Annotated in this window: 17 protein-coding genes; 1 reads left to right on the forward strand and 16 read right to left on the reverse strand. The window is 55.8% G+C overall.

From position 1 onward, the window contains the following. Positions 1-159: 159 nt before the first annotated feature. From KUF54_RS09070 to rpsB, 16 genes are all read right to left on the reverse strand, one after another. Positions 160-951 (reverse strand): RNA methyltransferase, encoded by a 792-nt coding sequence (locus tag KUF54_RS09070; RefSeq protein WP_219342459.1) that lies wholly within the window; start codon positions 949-951, stop codon positions 160-162. Between the two features lie 119 nt (positions 952-1070). Then, entirely contained in the window at positions 1071-1802 is a 732-nt protein-coding gene (gene rnhB / locus KUF54_RS09075; protein ID WP_219342460.1) for a ribonuclease HII, read from the reverse strand. Beyond that, positions 1765-2961 carry a lipid-A-disaccharide synthase gene (gene lpxB / locus KUF54_RS09080; RefSeq protein WP_219346342.1) on the reverse strand — a complete coding sequence of 399 codons (1197 nt, stop codon included), beginning with the start codon at positions 2959-2961 and terminating at the stop codon, positions 1765-1767. The genes rnhB and lpxB overlap by 38 nt, the downstream gene beginning before the upstream one ends. A gap of 50 nt (positions 2962-3011) precedes the next feature. Beyond that, positions 3012-3809: an acyl-ACP--UDP-N-acetylglucosamine O-acyltransferase gene (lpxA, locus tag KUF54_RS09085; protein ID WP_219342461.1), complete on the reverse strand. Its 798-nt coding sequence runs from the start codon at positions 3807-3809 to the stop codon at positions 3012-3014. 6 nt (positions 3810-3815) lie between these two features. Next, positions 3816-4256, reverse strand: coding sequence for a 3-hydroxyacyl-ACP dehydratase FabZ (fabZ, locus tag KUF54_RS09090; RefSeq protein WP_219342462.1), 441 nt, complete (start codon positions 4254-4256; stop codon positions 3816-3818). Continuing rightward, entirely contained in the window at positions 4256-5257 is a 1002-nt protein-coding gene (gene lpxD, locus KUF54_RS09095; protein WP_219342463.1) for a UDP-3-O-(3-hydroxymyristoyl)glucosamine N-acyltransferase, read from the reverse strand. Before lpxD ends, fabZ begins: the two co-directional genes overlap by 1 nt. Positions 5258-5272: 15 nt before the next feature. Further along, positions 5273-5779, reverse strand: coding sequence for an OmpH family outer membrane protein (locus tag KUF54_RS09100; protein ID WP_219342464.1), 507 nt, complete (start codon positions 5777-5779; stop codon positions 5273-5275). Then, on the reverse strand, positions 5779-8094 hold the full coding sequence (bamA, locus tag KUF54_RS09105; protein ID WP_219342465.1) for an outer membrane protein assembly factor BamA: 2316 nt from the start codon (positions 8092-8094) through the stop codon (positions 5779-5781). Before bamA ends, KUF54_RS09100 begins: the two co-directional genes overlap by 1 nt. A gap of 43 nt (positions 8095-8137) precedes the next feature. Then, positions 8138-9508: an RIP metalloprotease RseP gene (rseP, locus tag KUF54_RS09110; RefSeq protein WP_219342466.1), complete on the reverse strand. Its 1371-nt coding sequence runs from the start codon at positions 9506-9508 to the stop codon at positions 8138-8140. Between the two features lie 90 nt (positions 9509-9598). After that, positions 9599-10777, reverse strand: coding sequence for a 1-deoxy-D-xylulose-5-phosphate reductoisomerase (gene ispC / locus KUF54_RS09115; RefSeq protein WP_219342467.1), 1179 nt, complete (start codon positions 10775-10777; stop codon positions 9599-9601). Then, entirely contained in the window at positions 10774-11631 is an 858-nt protein-coding gene (locus KUF54_RS09120; protein ID WP_219342468.1) for a phosphatidate cytidylyltransferase, read from the reverse strand. The genes ispC and KUF54_RS09120 overlap by 4 nt, the downstream gene beginning before the upstream one ends. A gap of 14 nt (positions 11632-11645) precedes the next feature. Beyond that, positions 11646-12383, reverse strand: coding sequence for a polyprenyl diphosphate synthase (uppS, locus tag KUF54_RS09125; protein WP_219342469.1), 738 nt, complete (start codon positions 12381-12383; stop codon positions 11646-11648). Between the two features lie 24 nt (positions 12384-12407). Further along, entirely contained in the window at positions 12408-12968 is a 561-nt protein-coding gene (gene frr / locus KUF54_RS09130; RefSeq protein WP_219342470.1) for a ribosome recycling factor, read from the reverse strand. 36 nt (positions 12969-13004) lie between these two features. Then, positions 13005-13727 carry a UMP kinase gene (gene pyrH, locus KUF54_RS09135; protein WP_219342471.1) on the reverse strand — a complete coding sequence of 241 codons (723 nt, stop codon included), beginning with the start codon at positions 13725-13727 and terminating at the stop codon, positions 13005-13007. Between the two features lie 94 nt (positions 13728-13821). Beyond that, positions 13822-14712, reverse strand: a complete 891-nt coding sequence (gene tsf / locus KUF54_RS09140) for a translation elongation factor Ts (RefSeq protein ID WP_219342472.1) — start codon at positions 14710-14712, stop codon at positions 13822-13824. 195 nt (positions 14713-14907) lie between these two features. After that, the gene (rpsB, locus tag KUF54_RS09145) at positions 14908-15660 is read right to left on the reverse strand and encodes a 30S ribosomal protein S2 (RefSeq protein WP_219342473.1); all 753 of its coding nucleotides are present in this window, start codon (positions 15658-15660) and stop codon (positions 14908-14910) included. Positions 15661-15885: 225 nt separating this feature from the next. Between rpsB and KUF54_RS09150 the strand changes: the two genes are divergently transcribed. After that, positions 15886-17274, forward strand: a complete 1389-nt coding sequence (locus tag KUF54_RS09150; RefSeq protein WP_219342474.1) for an amidase — start codon at positions 15886-15888, stop codon at positions 17272-17274. Positions 17275-17362 lie beyond the last annotated feature (88 nt).

Raw genomic sequence — 17362 nt, forward strand, 5'->3', positions numbered from 1 at the left:
GGTTTTTTAATTACGGTACGCCCAACGAGGCCCCGGCAAGTGTGCTGGGACGTTTTGTCTGCAGGGAAATGGCGAGGTAGCGTCGCTAGGCGTAGAAAGATGCTTGAAAGCCGCCCATTATAGGCCCAGTCGACCTCAGCCCCTTAAAACGCCTCGGGATTACCCTCTTCGCACCAGCATGCTTACGCTGCTTGCATGCAGGCAAATAGCGGCCGCCGCACCCACGTTAAGTGATTCCTCACCTCCTGGCTGAGCAATGCTGATACGGTGCTCGGCCATCTCCATCAGCGCCTCGCCCACACCTTGGCCTTCATGCCCCATAGCCCATGCGCAAGGCCAAGGAAGATGGGCTTCATGGATCAATGTCCCCTGATGGGAGCTGGTCACTATCAGCGGCACGCCCAGCGACTGGACGTCTTCAATCGAAGCAGCTTCCACCAAATGCAGACCAAAGTGAGCACCCATACCGGCGCGCAGCACTTTTTGACTCCACAGTGCAGCCGTACCCTTCAAAGCCACGATTTGCGTAAAACCAAAAGCCGAAGCACTGCGCAAGATGGAGCCCACATTGCCAGCATCCTGCACGCGATCGAGCACCACGGTGGCGACGCCGCTTTGCACCTGCACACCGGCATCCCAGTCCATCACATAGCCCATGCGGGCGGGCGATTCCAGACTGCTGATTTCATCAAACAGCACATCCGCCATTACTACAACTTTGCTAGCTACCTGCGCCCATTCATCGGGGACTTGAGACCAAAAAGACTGAGCAAACACTGCCGTCTTGGGCTTTAGGCCGCGCGCTAATGCGGCACGGCACAGGTGGTCACCTTCGAGCCAAACTTGACCCTGCTTGCGATAGGCCGTGCTGTCTTGCGAGAGGCGGCGCAGCTCTTTGACAAAAGCGTTGTCGCGCGAATTAATTTCCGTGACTTGTGGGCGTGCAGCCATGTCAACCTCTGGATAAAAAAGAAAACCCGGCCTGCTCATGCCTGCCGAGCTTTTATATTCTGAAGATAAAGCGCCTGAGCTGGCCCTGCGGCGCACTCAAGATTGCAATGATGAAAGCATCAGGCGTACAGCGACACCTGCGACATGGACAAAGTCGAAGTCACGCCGGAAACACCTGTTTCACACAGCACGGGCAGCGCCAAGCCGCCCTCACATACCTGCCCCGCCAGCAAGACCTGCGCGACAGGCGCAAAAGACCGGCGATGCTCTGCTGTTGCGCCATGCATGCGCAAAGCCGCCAAGTGTGCCGCCGTGCCATAACCCTTGTGGCCGGCAAAGCCGTATTGAGGGTATTGCAGATCCAGCCGCTCGCACCAACGGTCACGCGTGACTTTGGCCAAAATGGACGCGGCTGAGATAGCCTGCACCAAGGAGTCGCCTTTGACGATGGCCTCGGCCTGCACATCAATTTGCGGCAGCTGGTTGCCATCCACCAACACCAGCACAGGCTTCAGGCGCAAGCCCATCACCGCACGACGCATGGCCAGCAAGGTGGCTCGCAGAATGTTGATTTCATCAATTTCCTGCACCGATGCCTGCGCTATGCAAAAGCACAGCGCCTTGGCGCGGATTTCGTCGTAAAGCACCTCGCGGCGGTTGGCCGTGAGTTTTTTAGAGTCGTTCAGACCCGTGATGGGCTTCATGTCATCCAAGATGACAGCCGCCGCAACGACAGGGCCAGCCAAAGGGCCGCGCCCTGCTTCATCCACCCCTGCAACCAGCCCGGGCGGATGCCAGGGCAGGCTATCTTGCTCAAGCAGCTGGGGAGGCAATGATTTTTTCGATCGCATGGGCAGCCAGTTCGGCAGTATCTCGGCGCAGTTCGTGGTGTAGCGCGGTGAAGCGCTCAACCAGCGCTTCAATGGTGATAGGAGAATCCTGGCTGGCTCTAAGCCAGCCCAGTGCGGCTTGCGCCAGTGCCTCAGGGGTTGCCGCGTCCTGCAGCAACTCGGGCACGACAAAATCGCCGCACAAAATATTGGGCAGTCCCACCCAAGGCTGTAGCTGCTTGCGCTTCATCAAGCGCCAGCTCCAAGGGTGCATGCTGTAGCTGATGACCATGGGGCGCTTGTACAGCGCGGCCTCCAGCGTGGCAGTGCCGCTGGCAATCAACGTGCAGTCACAAGCAGCCAGCACATCGTGGGATTGACCTTTGACGATCAGCACTTTGTCGGCCATGCCCGCCTGCGCAGCAATGCGCTGCACTTCTTCATACAAAGAAGGAACCGCAGGCACTACGATTTTAGTAGCAGGTAGTGCTTTAAGCACCAAGGCTGCAGCCTTAAAAAAGCCTGAAGCGATATAGCGCACTTCAGAGCGGCGGCTGCCAGGCAACAAGGCCAGCACCAACCCCTCTTCAGGCAAACCCAGCCGTCCACGCGCCGCAGCGCGATCGGGGTGCAACGGGATGACCTGAGCCAGCGGGTGGCCCACATAGGTTGCTTCTATTCCGTGCTGGGCCAGTAACTCTGGCTCAAACGGAAAAATGCACAGCACATGGTCAGCCGCTTTGCGAATTTTTTCGATGCGGTCGGCACGCCAAGCCCAGATGGAGGGGCAAACGAAATGAACCGTTTTGACACCTGCCTCACGCAGCGAGGTCTCCAAACCCAAATTAAAGTCCGGCGCATCCACACCCACAAACACTGAGGGCGGGTGTGCAATCAAGCGCAGACGCAGCTTTTTGCGAATGCCCAGCAACTCGGCCACGCGGGCCAAAACTTCCCAGCTGTAGCCATGTACAGCCAGTCGTTCAGACTGCCACCACGCATCAAAACCGCGCCCCTGCATCTTCTCGCCGCCAATGCCCATGGCTGTGGCATCAGGCCAGCGCTGACGCAAACCATCAAGCAGCAGCGAAGCGAGCAAATCACCCGAGGCCTCGCCCGCCACCATGGCGATGCTGGGCGCTACGGTTTTCGAAGCTGCTAGTCCATGCTGCTGTTGCATTTCAATGCTATTCACGTCTCAAACTTAAGTAGATTCAGCGCAAGCTGCTATCAACGGGTAATACCGTTGGTGGCAGAGGCCAAAAAGCTCTGCATGAATTCCACATCCTGAGCCGCCTCAGGCGTGGCCAGCTTGATAGCGTCCATCGCCTGCAAAGCCTGCTCTAGCGTCAAGCCTTGGCGATACAGGTTTTTGTGCATTTCACGCACAGCGGCGATACGCACATCAGAGAAACCCCGGCGCTTGAGGCCCACAAGGTTCACGTTGCGCACAGCCAAAGGATTGCCATCCACCGTCATGAACGGAGGCACATCTTTGTTCACATGGGCCTGAAAGCCCACCATGGCATGTGCGCCAATACGCATACGCTGCAGTACACCGGTGAGGCCGCCAATCGTCGCCCAGTCACCGACTTGCACGTGACCCGCCAGCGTGGCGTTATTGGCCATGGTGATCTGGTTGCCCAAGATGCAGTCATGCGCAATATGCACATAGGCCATGATCCAGTTGTCATTGCCGATGGTGGTCTCGCCACGATCTTGAGCAGTGCCGGTATTGAAGGTGCAGAACTCGCGCACCGTGTTGCGATCACCGATCATCAGCCGCGTGGGCTCGCCCGCGTATTTTTTGTCTTGGGGCTGCGCACCCAAAGAGGCAAACTGGAAAATCTGGTTATCGCACCCAATGGTGGTCTCACCCTCAATCACGCAATGCGCCCCCACCGAAGTGTTGGCACCAATGCGCACCCGCGGCCCAATAACAGCGTACGGCCCGACCGACACAGTTGTGTCGAGCTGGGCCGCCGGGTCAATGATGGCGGTGGGGTGAATCAAACTCGCTGAAACCATTAATGCTTATCCCACGTGGCGCATGGTGCACATGAGCTGGGCTTCAGTGGCCACTTCGCCGTCCACACTCGCAACAGCGTTGAACTTCCAGATACCACCGCGCACGCGGTCGATGGTAATTTCCATCACCAACTGATCACCCGGCACCACAGGGCGCTTAAAGCGTGCGGAATCAATACCCACAAAGTAGTAGATATTGTTTTCATCGGGCACCTGACCCATTGCATCAAAAGCCAGCAAACCAGCCGCTTGCGCCAGAGCTTCAAGAATCAGCACGCCAGGCATGACGGGACGACCAGGGAAATGACCTGTGAAGAAGGGCTCGTTGAACGTAACGTTCTTAATCGCCTTGATGCGTGTGTTGCTCTCAAGCTCCAACACCCGGTCTACCAAAAGAAAAGGATAGCGGTGAGGTAGTTGCTTGAGAATTTCTTGAATGTCCATCATCAATTTCCGTTGTTGCTACGCTGAGCTTCAGCCAGCGTTTGTTCAAGCTTTTTGATGCGCTCACGAAGCACATACAGCTGCTTGAATGTTGCAGCGTTCTTTTCCCATTGCCCGTTTTCTTGCAACGGAAAGATGCCTGTATAAAAACCTGCTTTGGGCAAAGAACGAGTGACCATGGAGGTCGGTGAAATCACCGTGCCATCCGCAATCGTCAAATGCCCCAAAATATTGGCCGCACCGCCAATTTGGCAACGCTTACCGATGCGCGCACTACCAGCAATACCGGTATTACCCGCAATCACCGTATGTGCACCAATGTGCACGTTGTGCGCAATTTGCACCAGATTATCAATCTTCACGCCGTCTTCAATGACGGTGTCATCCAGTGCCCCGCGATCAATGCAGGTGTTGGCACCGATTTCCACATCATTACCAATGCGCACGCAGCCTAGCTGCTCAATCTTTTCCCACTGACCGGCCGAGGGTGCGAAGCCAAAACCATCCGCACCGATCACCACGCCAGAATGCACAATGCAGCGCTCGCCCACCACACAACCATGGCTGATGGTGACACGCGACTTAAGCACTGTGTCCGCGCCAATCACCGCACCAGCCTCCACTACACAAAGTGGTCCGACATAGGCCGCAGCATGCACTTGAGCTGACGCATCCACGACAGCCGTGGGATGAATGCCCTGCAGCTTGCCGCCTTGCTGATGCGCCTTCCACCACTGGGTAGCACGCGCAAAATAGGCATACGGATCCGCCGCAACAATGCAAGCGCCGCGCTGGGCAGCTTCAACACGCATGGAAGGCGCCACAATGACACAAGCCGCCTGAGAGGCGGCCAGCTGCTGGCGATAGCGAGGATTGCTTAAAAAGCTGAGATCACCATGGCCTGCGGAGTCCAGGGGAGCGATGCGCGAAATCAATGTCTCGCGATCACCACCCACCAGTTCTCCGCCGAGCGCATCGAGAATCTGTCCCAATAGAACGCTCACAAAGTATCCTTCAGATTACTTTGCGCCATTCAGGGTCTTGAGCACCTTGTCTGTAATATCAAACTTGGGGTTGATATATACAGCTTCTTGCAAGATCACATCGTACTTTTCAGCTTCTGCGACTTGCTTGACTACCTTGTTCGCACGTTCCAGGACTGTGGACAGTTCTTCGTTCTTGCGAGCATTCAGATCTTCTTGAAACTCACGGCGCTTGCGCTGGAATTCACGATCCTGATCCACCAGCTGACGCTGACGCGAAGCGCGCTGGCTTTCCGCCATCGTCGGTGCTTCACGCTCGAACTTATCGGAAGCAGTCTTCAAGGTATTACCTTGATCGACCAATTCCTTTTCACGCTTGGAAAACTCCTGCTCAAGCTTGGCTTGGGCAGCCTTGGCTGCAGATGCTTCACGGAAGATACGATCCGTGTTCACAAAACCTGCCTTGAATTCCTGTGCTTGCGCAGAGACGGCCATTGCGCCAAGCAGCACAGCCAGAGAAAGATGGCTAGAGAGAGATTTCATTAGAAAGATGTTCCGATTTGGAATTGCAGTTTCTGGATTCTATCGTTGGTTTGCTTACGAATAGGCTGAGCATAAGCCAAACGCAGCGGACCCAATGGAGAAATCCAGCTAATACCGATACCTGTGGAGGCACGCAAAGAGTTTAACTCCATACTTTCACCTTCCGCCCATACATTACCCACGTCTACAAATGTAAACAGACGCAGGGTTCTGTCATTGCCAGCGCCGGGGAACGGCACCATGAATTCACCATTCAGGGTCAGCTTGCGCGTACCGCCAAGCGCCAGATTCGTATTCACGCTATCACGGCGGCCCAGCGAACCCTGTTCAAAGCCACGAACAGATCCCAGACCACCCGAATAGAAATTCTTGAAAATTGGGTAGGGATTACCGCCAATGCCCTTGCCCCAACCTAATTCGCCGTTCAGCGCGATGGTGTATTTCTTGGTCAAAGGAATGTATTGCTGAACTTGGTAATTCGCCTTCATGTAGCGCATATCGCTCAGGAAAGAAGCTTCCAAGTTCAAACGCTGGTAGCGACCAGCATTAGGTGCCAAAGCGCTATCTCGGTTATCGCGAGACCAACCCAAAGTCAAAGGAATACCGGTCTTGGAGCAACCCACTTGCTCTTGATCAGAGCCTCCGCAATACTGGCTATAAATGCCTGGCATGTAATTACCAGGCTTGATTTGATTACCTTCAACGCCTGCGCCGAAGAAAATCGTATCAATTTCACTAAACGGCACACCAAAGCGCACGCTAGCGCCCTTGGTGATGATTTGATAGGCACCGCTGTCGTAGTAAGGACGGGTGGTGCGGTAGTACAAATCGTAGGTGCGAGAGATACCGCTGTCCGTAAAGTACGGGTTAGTGGTCGAAACGACCAGCGTCCGGTTGAACTTACTGGTGTTGACATCCAAGCCCAGATAATTACCGGAGCCAAAAACGTTTTCCTGCTTGATACCAAAGGACAGAGAAACTTTTTCGGCGCTAGAAAAACCTGCACCCAGCTGAATCGAACCGGTGGGCTTTTCCACCACATTGATCATCAGATCAACCTGATCGGGGGAGCCAGGCACTTCCTGAGTTTCGATGCCCACTTGCGTGAAGAAGCCCAAACGATCAACGCGGTCGCGTGACAGCTTGATTTTCTGGCCGTCATACCAAGAGGCTTCAAACTGACGGAACTCACGGCGAATTACTTCATCGCGGGTTTTGTTATTGCCGCTGACGCTGATACGGCGAATATAAGCACGGCGTGAAGGCTGGGCCTGCAGCGTGATATTCACACGGTTATTGGCGCGATCAATTTCAGGCACTGCTTCCACCTTAGCGAAAGCAAAGCCGAAGTTACTGTAATAGTCAGTAAATGCTTTGATAGTCTCAGCAACTTGGTCGGCGTTATAGGGCTCGCCGGGCTTGATTTTGACCAGAGACTTGAACTCATCGTCACGATCCAGGAAGTTGCCGTCCAGCTTGACGCCGGAAACCACGTACTGATTGCCTTCGTGCACATTGACCGTCAGGCCAATGTTTTGCTTGTCTGGCGAGATAGCGACTTGCGTGGAGTCCACCCGGAACTCCAAATAGCCGCGCTGCAGGTAGTAAGAGCGCAGAGACTCCAAGTCAGCGTTCAGCTTATTACGAGCGTAACGATCCGACTTGGTATACCAGCTCATCCAGTTACCAGTGTCCTGATCGAACAGGTCTTTGAGCGTGGATTCCTTGAAAGCTTTGTTGCCAACAATGTGAATTTCATTGATCTTGGCAGGATCACCTTCGGAGACGGTGAAGGTCAAGTTCACACGATTGCGCTCAATAGGCGTAACGGTAGTCACCACTTCCGCGCCGTACAGGCTGCGGTTGATGTATTGACGCTTGAGTTCTTGCTCAGCACGGTCCGCCAGCGCCTTATCGAAGGGGCGGCCATCGGCCAAGCCCACATCGCGCATAGCCTTGGTCAGGGTGTCCTTGTCGAACTCTTTGGTGCCAGCAAAGTTCACTTCAGCAATGGTGGGGCGCTCTTCAACGACCACGACCAGCACATTGCCATTGGCTTCAAGGCGGATGTCCTTAAACAAGCCCAAAGCAAACAACGAACGAATAGCAGCTGCGCCCTTTTCGTCGTTGTAGTCATCACCAACGCGCAAAGGCATGGAGGCGAAGACCGTACCGGCCTCCACACGCTGCAAGCCCTCAACGCGGATATCTTGAACCTTGAAGGGCTCCAGCGCCCATGCTGCTTGAGCAGCTAAAACCATAGCAGCCAAGGCAGTTGCAGAGCGCATGCCCAAGCGATTGAAATGTTTTTTCATGAGTGGAAATCGCCGCGAATGCGGCCTACCGTTGCGGTAAAAGTTAGCCCCAGAGCCGGTTGATATCGTTGAAAAAGGCAATTGACATCATCATCAAGATAACTGCCACACCTGCGCGCTGCAGCCTTTCGGCCCAGACATCGGAGACGCTGCGTCCCGTCACGCCTTCCCAAAGATAATACATCAGGTGCCCACCGTCGAGAACAGGTAATGGTAGCAGGTTGAGCACACCCAAACTGATGCTGATGAGCGCAAGAAACGATAAGTATTGAACCAAGCCCATATTGGCCGACTTGCCTGCGTAATCGGCAATCGTTAAAGGACCGCTAATGTTCTTCAATGAAGCCTCGCCAATCAGCATGCGCCCCATCATGCGCAGCGTCATGGAAGATAGCTCCCAAGTCCTTTGTACACCGGCACTCAGCCCATCCCATAGGCCGCGACGAACCTGAACCATCTCGGGCTGACTACCAATAAAAGCATTCACTCGGGCACTTGCAGGCTGACCGTCTTTGGCAGGCAGCAACTCCGGCTGCACCTCTAGCGTTAAGCGCTGCCCTGCCCGATCAATCACCCAAGCCTGAGCATCCACACTACCTGCAGAGCCAGAAGCCCGAATCGCAGCACGCACCTGCGCACCATCTAAAGATGGCTGGCCGTTGATACTGATGATGACATCGCCCTTTTTCAGGCCCGCTTTATCGGCAGGACCACCGGCAACCGCATCTTCAACAACAGGGCTGCTCCATGCTCCGAGCAAACCAATTTTTTCAAAAAAAACAGCATCAGGCTCTTTTTGCTGCAGCGCCGCCAGATTCAATGGCACCACGCGCGGCGCGCCGTTGGCTTGCGATGCGACTTCCAGTTGCAGCGACTCGCCATCCATCGCCGCTGTAGTCACCAGCCAGCGCAAATCACCCATGGCACGCACTGGCTGCCATTCTTGACCACCGATCGAGGCACGCTGCACCCATTCGCCGCTTTGCACACCCGCTACTTGCAGCATCGAGCCTGCAGGTGGAGCGGCCAGCCGCGCCGCTGGCTCGCTCATGCCTAGCCAATTGACTACCGCCAGCAAAGCAATCGCTAGAACCAAGTTGGCGGCAGGGCCTGCCGCCACAATGGCAGCACGCGATTTCAGGGGTTGGTTGTTAAAAGCAAGATGCTTTTCTTCAGGCTTGACCTCACCCTCACGCTCATCGAGCATGCGCACATAGCCGCCCAATGGCAGGGCCGCAATCACATATTCGGTACCGGATTTTTTACTGGTCCAGCGCAGCAAAGGCTTACCAAAGCCGATGGAGTAGCGCAGCACCTTGACGCCACAAGCAACAGCCACGCGATAGTGGCCCCACTCGTGCACCGCAATGAGAACCCCCAGAGCCACAATGAAAGCGACAACGGTCAGCAGCACCTGAACTCCTTTATTCCAATACCTGTTGAGAGCATGCGATGGGCGACAAGTTCAACTGCCACCCACCAGCAAGTCGCACCTTGCAGCCGATCAGCAAGCCCACTGCTGGGCAATTGCAGCCGCCTGCTCGCGCGCTCGCGCATCCAAGGCCATCAAATCTTCCAGAGTAGAGACTGCGCCTGGTTGCACAGATTCAAGCGTTTGCAGGTTCACCGCATGAATGCGATCAAATGATAAACGGCGCTCCAAGAATGCAGCCACTGCTATTTCATTGGCCGCATTCAGGACTGTGGTCGTGCCTTCAGGCGCTCGCAGAGCCTGCCAAGACAGGTGCAGGCCGGGGAAACGCTGGGCATCCGCCTCTTCAAAGGTCAGTGCTGCTAACTTGGTGAAGTCCAGCACCGGTGTGCCGCTTGCAATACGCTCAGGCCAAGCCAGACCGCAGGCAATGGGCACACGCATATCAGGCGTACCTAATTGCGCCAGCACAGACGAATCTTTGAACTGCACCATGGAGTGCACGATCTGTTGGGGGTGAATGACGACCTTGATTTTTTCAGGCGCCATGTCAAACAACCAACGCGCCTCAATCACTTCCAGCGCCTTATTCATCATGGTGGCAGAGTCCACCGAGATCTTGCGGCCCATGGAAAAGTTAGGGTGCGCGCAGGCTTGCTCAGGCGTGATCTGAGACAGAGTTGCCGGGTCACGCTGGCGAAATGGGCCGCCCGATGCGGTCAGCAACAAACAATCGATGCGATCAGCCCAAGTGCGGCTGTCTTCAGGAAGACACTGGAAGATGGCGGAATGCTCGCTGTCAATCGGCAGCAGCGTTGCACCATGGCGCTTGACGGTGTCCATAAACAAGGCACCACCCACCACCAGCGCTTCTTTATTGGCAAGCAGCAAGCGTTTGCCGGCCTTGGCCGCCGCCAAGCAAGGCGCCAAACCAGCCGCGCCCACAATCGCCGCCATGACAGCATCCACATCAGGATGAGATGCTATTACTTCAAGAGCGTCAGATCCTTGCAGAACCTGGACTTGAAGGCCATTTTTCTTGATTTTTTCAGCCAATTGCTGTGCATGCGGGGCACTGGCCATCACCGCAAAACGCGGCTTGAATTGGGCGCATTGCTTGAGCATCAAATCCACTTGCGTGGCTGCGCTCAAAGCAAAAATTTCGTATTGATCAGGGTGGCGCGCCACCACATCTAAGGTGTTCGTTCCGATCGAGCCGGTAGAACCTAGAACCGTGATTTTCTGCTTCATGGATGTACAAAGGATGAGAGCATCATCGCCAACGGCAGCGTGGGCAGGAGCGCATCAATACGATCCAGAACACCACCATGGCCGGGCAGCAAGCCGCTGCTGTCCTTGACACCAACGCTGCGCTTAATGAGGGATTCGACCAGGTCGCCCACCACACTCATCGCAGCCATAAACACTGCAGCCAGCAGCAGGAACCAAAGCCCACGCGTTTGCAGCACCGAATAAAAACTGGGAACGCTGGCACCATAGTGACGGTCAGCCCAGCTCCAGACCAAAGCCAGAGCGATCACACCCAACATGCCGCCCCAAACACCTTCCCAGCTTTTGCCGGGACTGATGGAGGGGGCCAATTTGTTTTTGGTGAATTTGAGGCCAAAAGTACGACCCGCGAAATACGCGAAGACGTCAGCCACCCAAACTAGCACCAGCATCGACATCAAATAATTGATACCAATATTGCGCGCCTGCACCACGGCCATCCACGCCAGCCACAAGGCCAACACGCCGCCCACCAGTCGCACCGCAGCGGGAATATGGGGCCAGCCCGCCACGCCGGCCTTCAACAGCAACACGCCGCCCAGCACCCAACAAGCACCAGCAATCAGCCAAACTGTTGTCAAGGACTGATCCAGCCAGCCTGCCCACCAAGAGCCTGCGCACATAGCAGTGCAGATCGCGCCCAGCGTCAAAGAGCCCGCTTGCCCAAAACCGTTGAGACGCCCCCACTCCCAAGCACCTGCTGCCATAAACGCCAGCATCAGCACGGCAAATGGGACAGTGCTGTCCGAATAAAACAATGCGGGCAGCAAAATGGCCAACAAAATCAAAGCGGTAATAACGCGCTGCTTGAGCATGGCACCTCTTGTAGTTAAGCCGTCTGATTGACGGCAGTCGATGGTTGAATTTGCTCAGAAGTCTGGCCAAAGCGACGCTCACGAGCGCTGAAAACAGCGATAGCAGCATCCAACGCAGCTTCGTCAAATTCGGGCCACAAAGCATTGCTGAAGTACAGCTCAGAATAAGCTGCCTGCCAGAGCAAAAAGTTGCTAATGCGCGTTTCGCCGCCCGTGCGAATCATCAAGTCTGGGTCTGGTACATGGGCAAGCGCCATCGCTTTGTCCAGATTCTCAGGATTGAGCTCTAGGCCTTGTACCACCACTTTTTGCGCGGCCTGAGCAATATCCCAGCGGCCGCCGTAGTTGAAGCACACATTCAGAATCAAGCGCGTGTTGTGCGCCGTAGAGCGCTCGGCCTCTTCCAAGCCTGCGCGCACTTTGTCGCTCAAGCCTTGGCGCTCACCCACAAAGTACAGGCGCACACCATCACGACTGAGTTGCGCCACTTCTTTAGCCAGAGCCGAAGCCAGCAAATTCATGAGGCCAGAGACCTCTTCTTGCGGGCGGTTCCAGTTCTCGGAAGAAAACGCAAACACCGTGAGGACCTGCACGCCGCGCTCAACACAAGCGCGAGCACAACGGCGCAGAGACTCCACGCCCTGCTTATGACCAGCAAGGCGCGGGAGCAGTCGGCGCTTGGCCCACCGCCCATTGCCATCCATGATGACGGCGATATGGCGCGGCGGCGCGCCGTTTTTTTGAGATGTCAAAAGTGCAAGTCCTTTGGCCAAGCCTTAGACCGCCATGATGTCCTGCTCTTTAGCAGCCACCAGCATGTCAATTTCGGCAATGCGCTTGTCAGTGATCTTTTGGATGTCGGCTTCGCAACGCTTTTGATCGTCTTCAGAAGCTTCCTTGTCCTTCACCAGCTTCTTGACGCCTTCATTGGCATCGCGACGCAGATTACGAATCGCAATCTTGGAGTTTTCGCCTTCGTTGCGAGCCAGCTTGGTCATTTCCTTGCGGCGCTCTTCGCTCATAGGAGGCATGGGCACGCGAATCAGCTCACCCATGGATGCGGGGTTCAGGCCCAATTCGCTTTCGCGAATGGCTTTTTCCACCTTGGCGGCCATGGGCTTTTCCCAGACCTGCACGCTGATGGTGCGCGAGTCCATCAGGGACACGTTGGCCACCTGAGACAAAGGCACCATAGAGCCGTAGTACTCCACATGGATAGTGTCCAGCAGCGCGGGGTTTGCACGGCCAGTACGCACGCGCGAGAGGTTGTTCTTCAAAGCCTCGATGGATTGACCCATCTTGGTTTCAGTGTTCTTTTTGATTTCAGCAATCGTCATGTTCTTGTTCCTTTGCGGGCATTAGGCGGCAAGCGCTTAAGCGTACACCAGAGTGCCTTCGTCTTCGCCCATAACCACGCGCTTGAGGGCGCCGGGCTTAACGATGGAGAACACGCGGATAGGCAGTTTCTGGTCACGGCACAGCGCAAAAGCGGTGGCGTCCATGATGCCCAAATTGCGAGAGATGGCCTCATCAAAAGCCAGCTTTTCATAGCGGGTGGCGGTGGGATCCTTCATGGGATCGGCCGTGTACACGCCATCGACCTTGGTAGCCTTCAGAACCACTTCAGCACCGATTTCGGCGCCGCGCAGCGCAGCGGCTGTATCCGTGGTGAAGAAGGGGTTGCCTGTACCTGCGGCAAACACCACAACCTTGCCCTCTTCGAGGTACTGCAGCGCCTTGGGGCGCACGTAGGGCTCGACCACTTGCTCAATCGCAATTGCAGACATCACGCGAGCTGTCATGCCCTGCTTGTCCATCGCATCAGCCAGAGCCAACGCGTTCATCACCGTTGCCAGCATGCCCATGTAATCAGCAGTAGCACGGTCCATACCGACCGAGCCGCCCGCCACCCCGCGGAAGATGTTGCCGCCACCGATCACTACGGCGACTTGCACACCCAGCTTGGTCACTTCCCCGATTTCAGACACCATGCGTTCGATCGTGGTGCGGTTGATACCGAACTGATCATCCCCCATTAACGCCTCCCCTGACAGCTTGAGCAAAATACGCTTGTGGGCTGGTTTGGCGTTGGACATGGTGTTTCTCCGGTGGAAATGAAATAAATGTGAAAACGGGAGGGGGATAAATCAATCGCGGCTCAAGGCCGCGATTGTTAGCTAAAGCTTAGATTTAAGCGCCAGCTTTGGCTGCAGCCACTTGAGCGGCCACTTCAGCAGCGAAGTCGTCAACCTTCTTCTCAATGCCTTCGCCCACCACGAACATGGTGAATGCCTTCACGTTGGTGTTAGCAGCCTTGAGCATCTGAGCTACGGTTTGCTTGCCGTCAGCAGCCTTCACGAAGACCTGGTCAGCCAGGGAAACTTCTTTCAGGAACTTCTGCACGGAGCCTTCAACCATCTTAGCAACGATGTCAGCAGGCTTGCCGGATTCAGCAGCCTTGGCTTCAGCCACAGCGCGCTCCTTAGCGATCAGCTCAGCAGACACTTCAGCGGAAGTCAGAGCAGCGGGCTTCATCGCAGCCACGTGCATTGCCACGTCCTTGGCAGCAACAGCGTCGCCGTCGAACTCGACAACCACACCAATGCTCGAGCCGTGCACGTAAGCAGCCACAGTGCCTTCAAAGGCCTTGAAGCGACGGAAAGACATGTTTTCGCCGATCTTACCGATCAGGCCCTTGCGCACGTCTTCCAGAGTGGGGCCGAAACCTTCTTGCTCGTAGGCCAGAGCGCCCAGAGCTTCGATGTCAGCAGGATTGTTTTCAGCGACCAGCTTGGCAGCAGCGTTAGCCAGAGCCATGAAGCTGTCGTTCTTCGACACGAAGTCGGTTTCGCTGTTCACTTCGATCAGGCCGCCCTTGCCGCCTTCGATGAAAGCAGCCACAACGCCTTCAGCAGTCACGCGGGAAGCAGCCTTACCAGCCTTGGTGCCCAGCTTGACGCGCAGCAGCTCTTCAGCCTTGGCCATATCGCCATCAGCTTCAGTCAGAGCCTTCTTGCATTCCATCATGGGGGCGTCGGTCTTGGCGCGCAGTTCAGCGACCATGCTTGCAGTAATTGCCATCGTATTTCTCCAGTGTCAGTTCGGTTCGTTACAGAAACGACTTACGCAAACTGGTCAGGGCAAGAGGCTTGCCTCTGCGACGCACCGCTGGTGCATTCTTCCTTGCGTAAGTCCAATCAGGATTCCGGCTAAAAAAACGGGGCTACTCAGAGCCCCGCTTTTTTTTCGCGATGCGCTCGCGCAGCCGGACTTCGCTTAGGCGGCGGACGCTTCCACTTCGACGAATTCGTCGCCGTTGTCGCCAGCAGCAGCCTTCACCACTTCGTTCAGACGGGCTTCACGGCCTTCCAGGATCGCGTCAGCGATACCGCGGGCGTACAGCTCGACTGCCTTAGCGGAGTCGTCGTTACCAGGGATCACGTAGTCGATACCTTCGGGGTTGTGGTTGGTGTCAACCACGCCGACCAGAGGAATACCCAGCTTCTTGGCTTCAGCAATAGCGATCTTGTGGAAGCCCACGTCGATCACGAAAATTGCGTCAGGCAGACCGTTCATGTCTTGAATGCCGCCGATGTCTTTTTCCAGCTTTTCCAGTTCGCGAACGAACATCAGCTGTTCCTTCTTGGACATTGCGTCCAAGCCGATTTCTTGCTGAGCCTTCATGTCCTTCAGACGTTTGATCGAAGTCTTGACGGTCTTGAAGTTAGTCAGCATACCGCCCAACCAGCGCTGGTCGACGAAAGGCACGCCAGCGCGCTTAGCCTCTTCAGCCACCACATCACGGGCTTGACGCTTTGTACCAACCATCAGCACGGTGCCGCCGTTAGAAGTCAATTGCTTGACGAACTTTTGGGCGTCCTGGAACATCGGCAGCGACTTTTCCAGGTTAACGATGTGAATCTTGTTACGGTGACCGAAGATGAACGGAGCCATCTTGGGATTCCAGAAACGAGTTTGGTGACCAAAGTGGACGCCGGCTTCCAGCATCTCGCGCATTGTTACTGCCATGTTAATTACCTCAAAGGTTGGGTCTAAAATCCGGCCCAACGATTACAGCGTCTCTGAAAGAGAAGCCGCAACACCTTGAATAGGCCGGTTTGCTATTTGCCTTGCCACCCTGAAAGCGAGTGCTGTAGCAGGCAAAAGCGCCGCTGCATCAACCACCCCAGTGCTTTAAAAGTTACCCCTCACGGAGTAACCCTTAGCAAAGCCGCAAAATTTTAGCACACTGTCATGCAATTCGACCTCAGTCACGCCGCTCTTGAGATTCGCGAAGGCCGCAACAGCGCCTCAAACCTCATGGAAATGAGCATCGCAGCCGCGCAAAGCCCGCTATGCACTCACGTTTTCAGCCAAACTTTTTTGAATAAGGCTCGCTGGGCCGCAGCCGAAACACCGCCCACAAGCCCTTTGGCTGGCTTGGCTATTTCCGTCAAAGATTTGTTTGACACCGAAGGATCCGTGAGCTCAGCCAGCTCTCGCGTGCTTCAAGCTGCGCCTGTCGCCCAAACCAATGCCACAGCTGTCTCGCGTTTGATCGCCGCAGGCGCCGCAATCATAGGCCGCACGCACATGGTGGAGTTCGCCTTCTCAGGCGTGGGCATCAACCCGAACTTTGGCACGCCCGCCGCACTCGACGCTAGCCACCCCGCCAACCCACAATTAGCGCCCTCGCGCCCAGCGCGGATTCCCGGCGGTTCATCGTCTGGCGCAGCAGTCTCCGTCGCCAGCGGTGCGGCATGGGCGGCACTGGGGTCAGACACAGGCGGCTCCATCCGCATCCCAGCCGCGCTCAATGGCTTGGTTGGCTTCAAAAGCACAGCGCGCCTAGTCCCAACCGATGGGGCCGTACCGCTTTCGCCCACTCTAGACACCGCCTGCGCCCTGACCCGCAGCGTACGCGATGCTGTGCTGATTCATGAAATTTTGGCCGACCGCAAAGTAACCAAGGATGATCGCGGCCTGAGCCAATGGCGACTGGCCGTGCCTCGCGCAGTGTTCTTTGACGACATTGAGCCCGCCGTTCGCACCGCTTTTGAGCGCAGCATTGCGCAACTTCAAGCCGCTGGCGCGCACATTGAATGGATTGACCTGCCGGAGTTGAACGAGCTTGCCCACGTCAACGCCATCGGTGGCTTCTCGCCCACCGAGAGCTACGCTTGGCACCGCCGTTTCTTGCAAGCCCCCGAAACAGCAGCACTGTACGACCCACGCGTGCGCTCGCGCATAGAACGCGGCGCCCGCATGAGCGCTGCCGACTATTTGGACTTACTGGCCGCTCGCAAAAACTGGATCTCCCAGATGCAAAAAGCCATTGCAGCGTACGACGCCCTGCTCTCGCCGACCACGCCCATCGTGGCGCCCACGATTGCCTCGGTTGCACCTGCTAACGGCAAAGACGCAGCCGCCGACGCCGCGCGAGATGAAGAGTTTGTGCGCGTCAACGCACTGCTGCTGCGCAACACCAGCGTGATCAATATGCTGGATGGATGCGCTCTTTCTCTACCCTGCCACAACGCAAACGAGCTACCCATGGGGCTGATGATCTGGCACGCAGCTCTGCGCGACGATGATGTGCTGAATATCAGCGCAGATATCGAGGCTGTGTTAAAGCAAAATTAACTATTTTTTTGATAGCTACAAGTCCATATAAATCATGGACTAGAAGCAATAAAAAACCTCAAGCATCGCTGGGTACACACCCCAAGCT

This window comes from Comamonas sp. Y33R10-2, assembly GCF_019355935.1.
GTDB lineage: Bacteria > Pseudomonadota > Gammaproteobacteria > Burkholderiales > Burkholderiaceae_C > Comamonas.

Bases quoted from the DNA above. Each gene is read 5' to 3' on its own strand.
- KUF54_RS09070 (WP_219342459.1), bottom strand. From the start codon at position 951: ATGGCTGCACGCCCACAAGTCACGGAAATTAATTCGCGCGACAACGCT.
- rnhB (WP_219342460.1), bottom strand. From the start codon at position 1,802: ATGCGATCGAAAAAATCATTGCCTCCCCAGCTGCTTGAGCAAGATAGC.
- lpxB (WP_219346342.1), bottom strand. From the start codon at position 2,961: ATGCAACAGCAGCATGGACTAGCAGCTTCGAAAACCGTAGCGCCCAGC.
- lpxA (WP_219342461.1), bottom strand. From the start codon at position 3,809: ATGGTTTCAGCGAGTTTGATTCACCCCACCGCCATCATTGACCCGGCG.
- fabZ (WP_219342462.1), bottom strand. From the start codon at position 4,256: ATGATGGACATTCAAGAAATTCTCAAGCAACTACCTCACCGCTATCCT.
- KUF54_RS09100 (WP_219342464.1), bottom strand. From the start codon at position 5,779: ATGAAATCTCTCTCTAGCCATCTTTCTCTGGCTGTGCTGCTTGGCGCA.
- bamA (WP_219342465.1), bottom strand. From the start codon at position 8,094: ATGAAAAAACATTTCAATCGCTTGGGCATGCGCTCTGCAACTGCCTTG.
- ispC (WP_219342467.1), bottom strand. From the start codon at position 10,777: ATGAAGCAGAAAATCACGGTTCTAGGTTCTACCGGCTCGATCGGAACG.
- KUF54_RS09120 (WP_219342468.1), bottom strand. From the start codon at position 11,631: ATGCTCAAGCAGCGCGTTATTACCGCTTTGATTTTGTTGGCCATTTTG.
- frr (WP_219342470.1), bottom strand. From the start codon at position 12,968: ATGACGATTGCTGAAATCAAAAAGAACACTGAAACCAAGATGGGTCAA.
- pyrH (WP_219342471.1), bottom strand. From the start codon at position 13,727: ATGTCCAACGCCAAACCAGCCCACAAGCGTATTTTGCTCAAGCTGTCA.
- tsf (WP_219342472.1), bottom strand. From the start codon at position 14,712: ATGGCAATTACTGCAAGCATGGTCGCTGAACTGCGCGCCAAGACCGAC.
- rpsB (WP_219342473.1), bottom strand. From the start codon at position 15,660: ATGGCAGTAACAATGCGCGAGATGCTGGAAGCCGGCGTCCACTTTGGT.
- KUF54_RS09150 (WP_219342474.1), top strand. From the start codon at position 15,886: ATGCAATTCGACCTCAGTCACGCCGCTCTTGAGATTCGCGAAGGCCGC.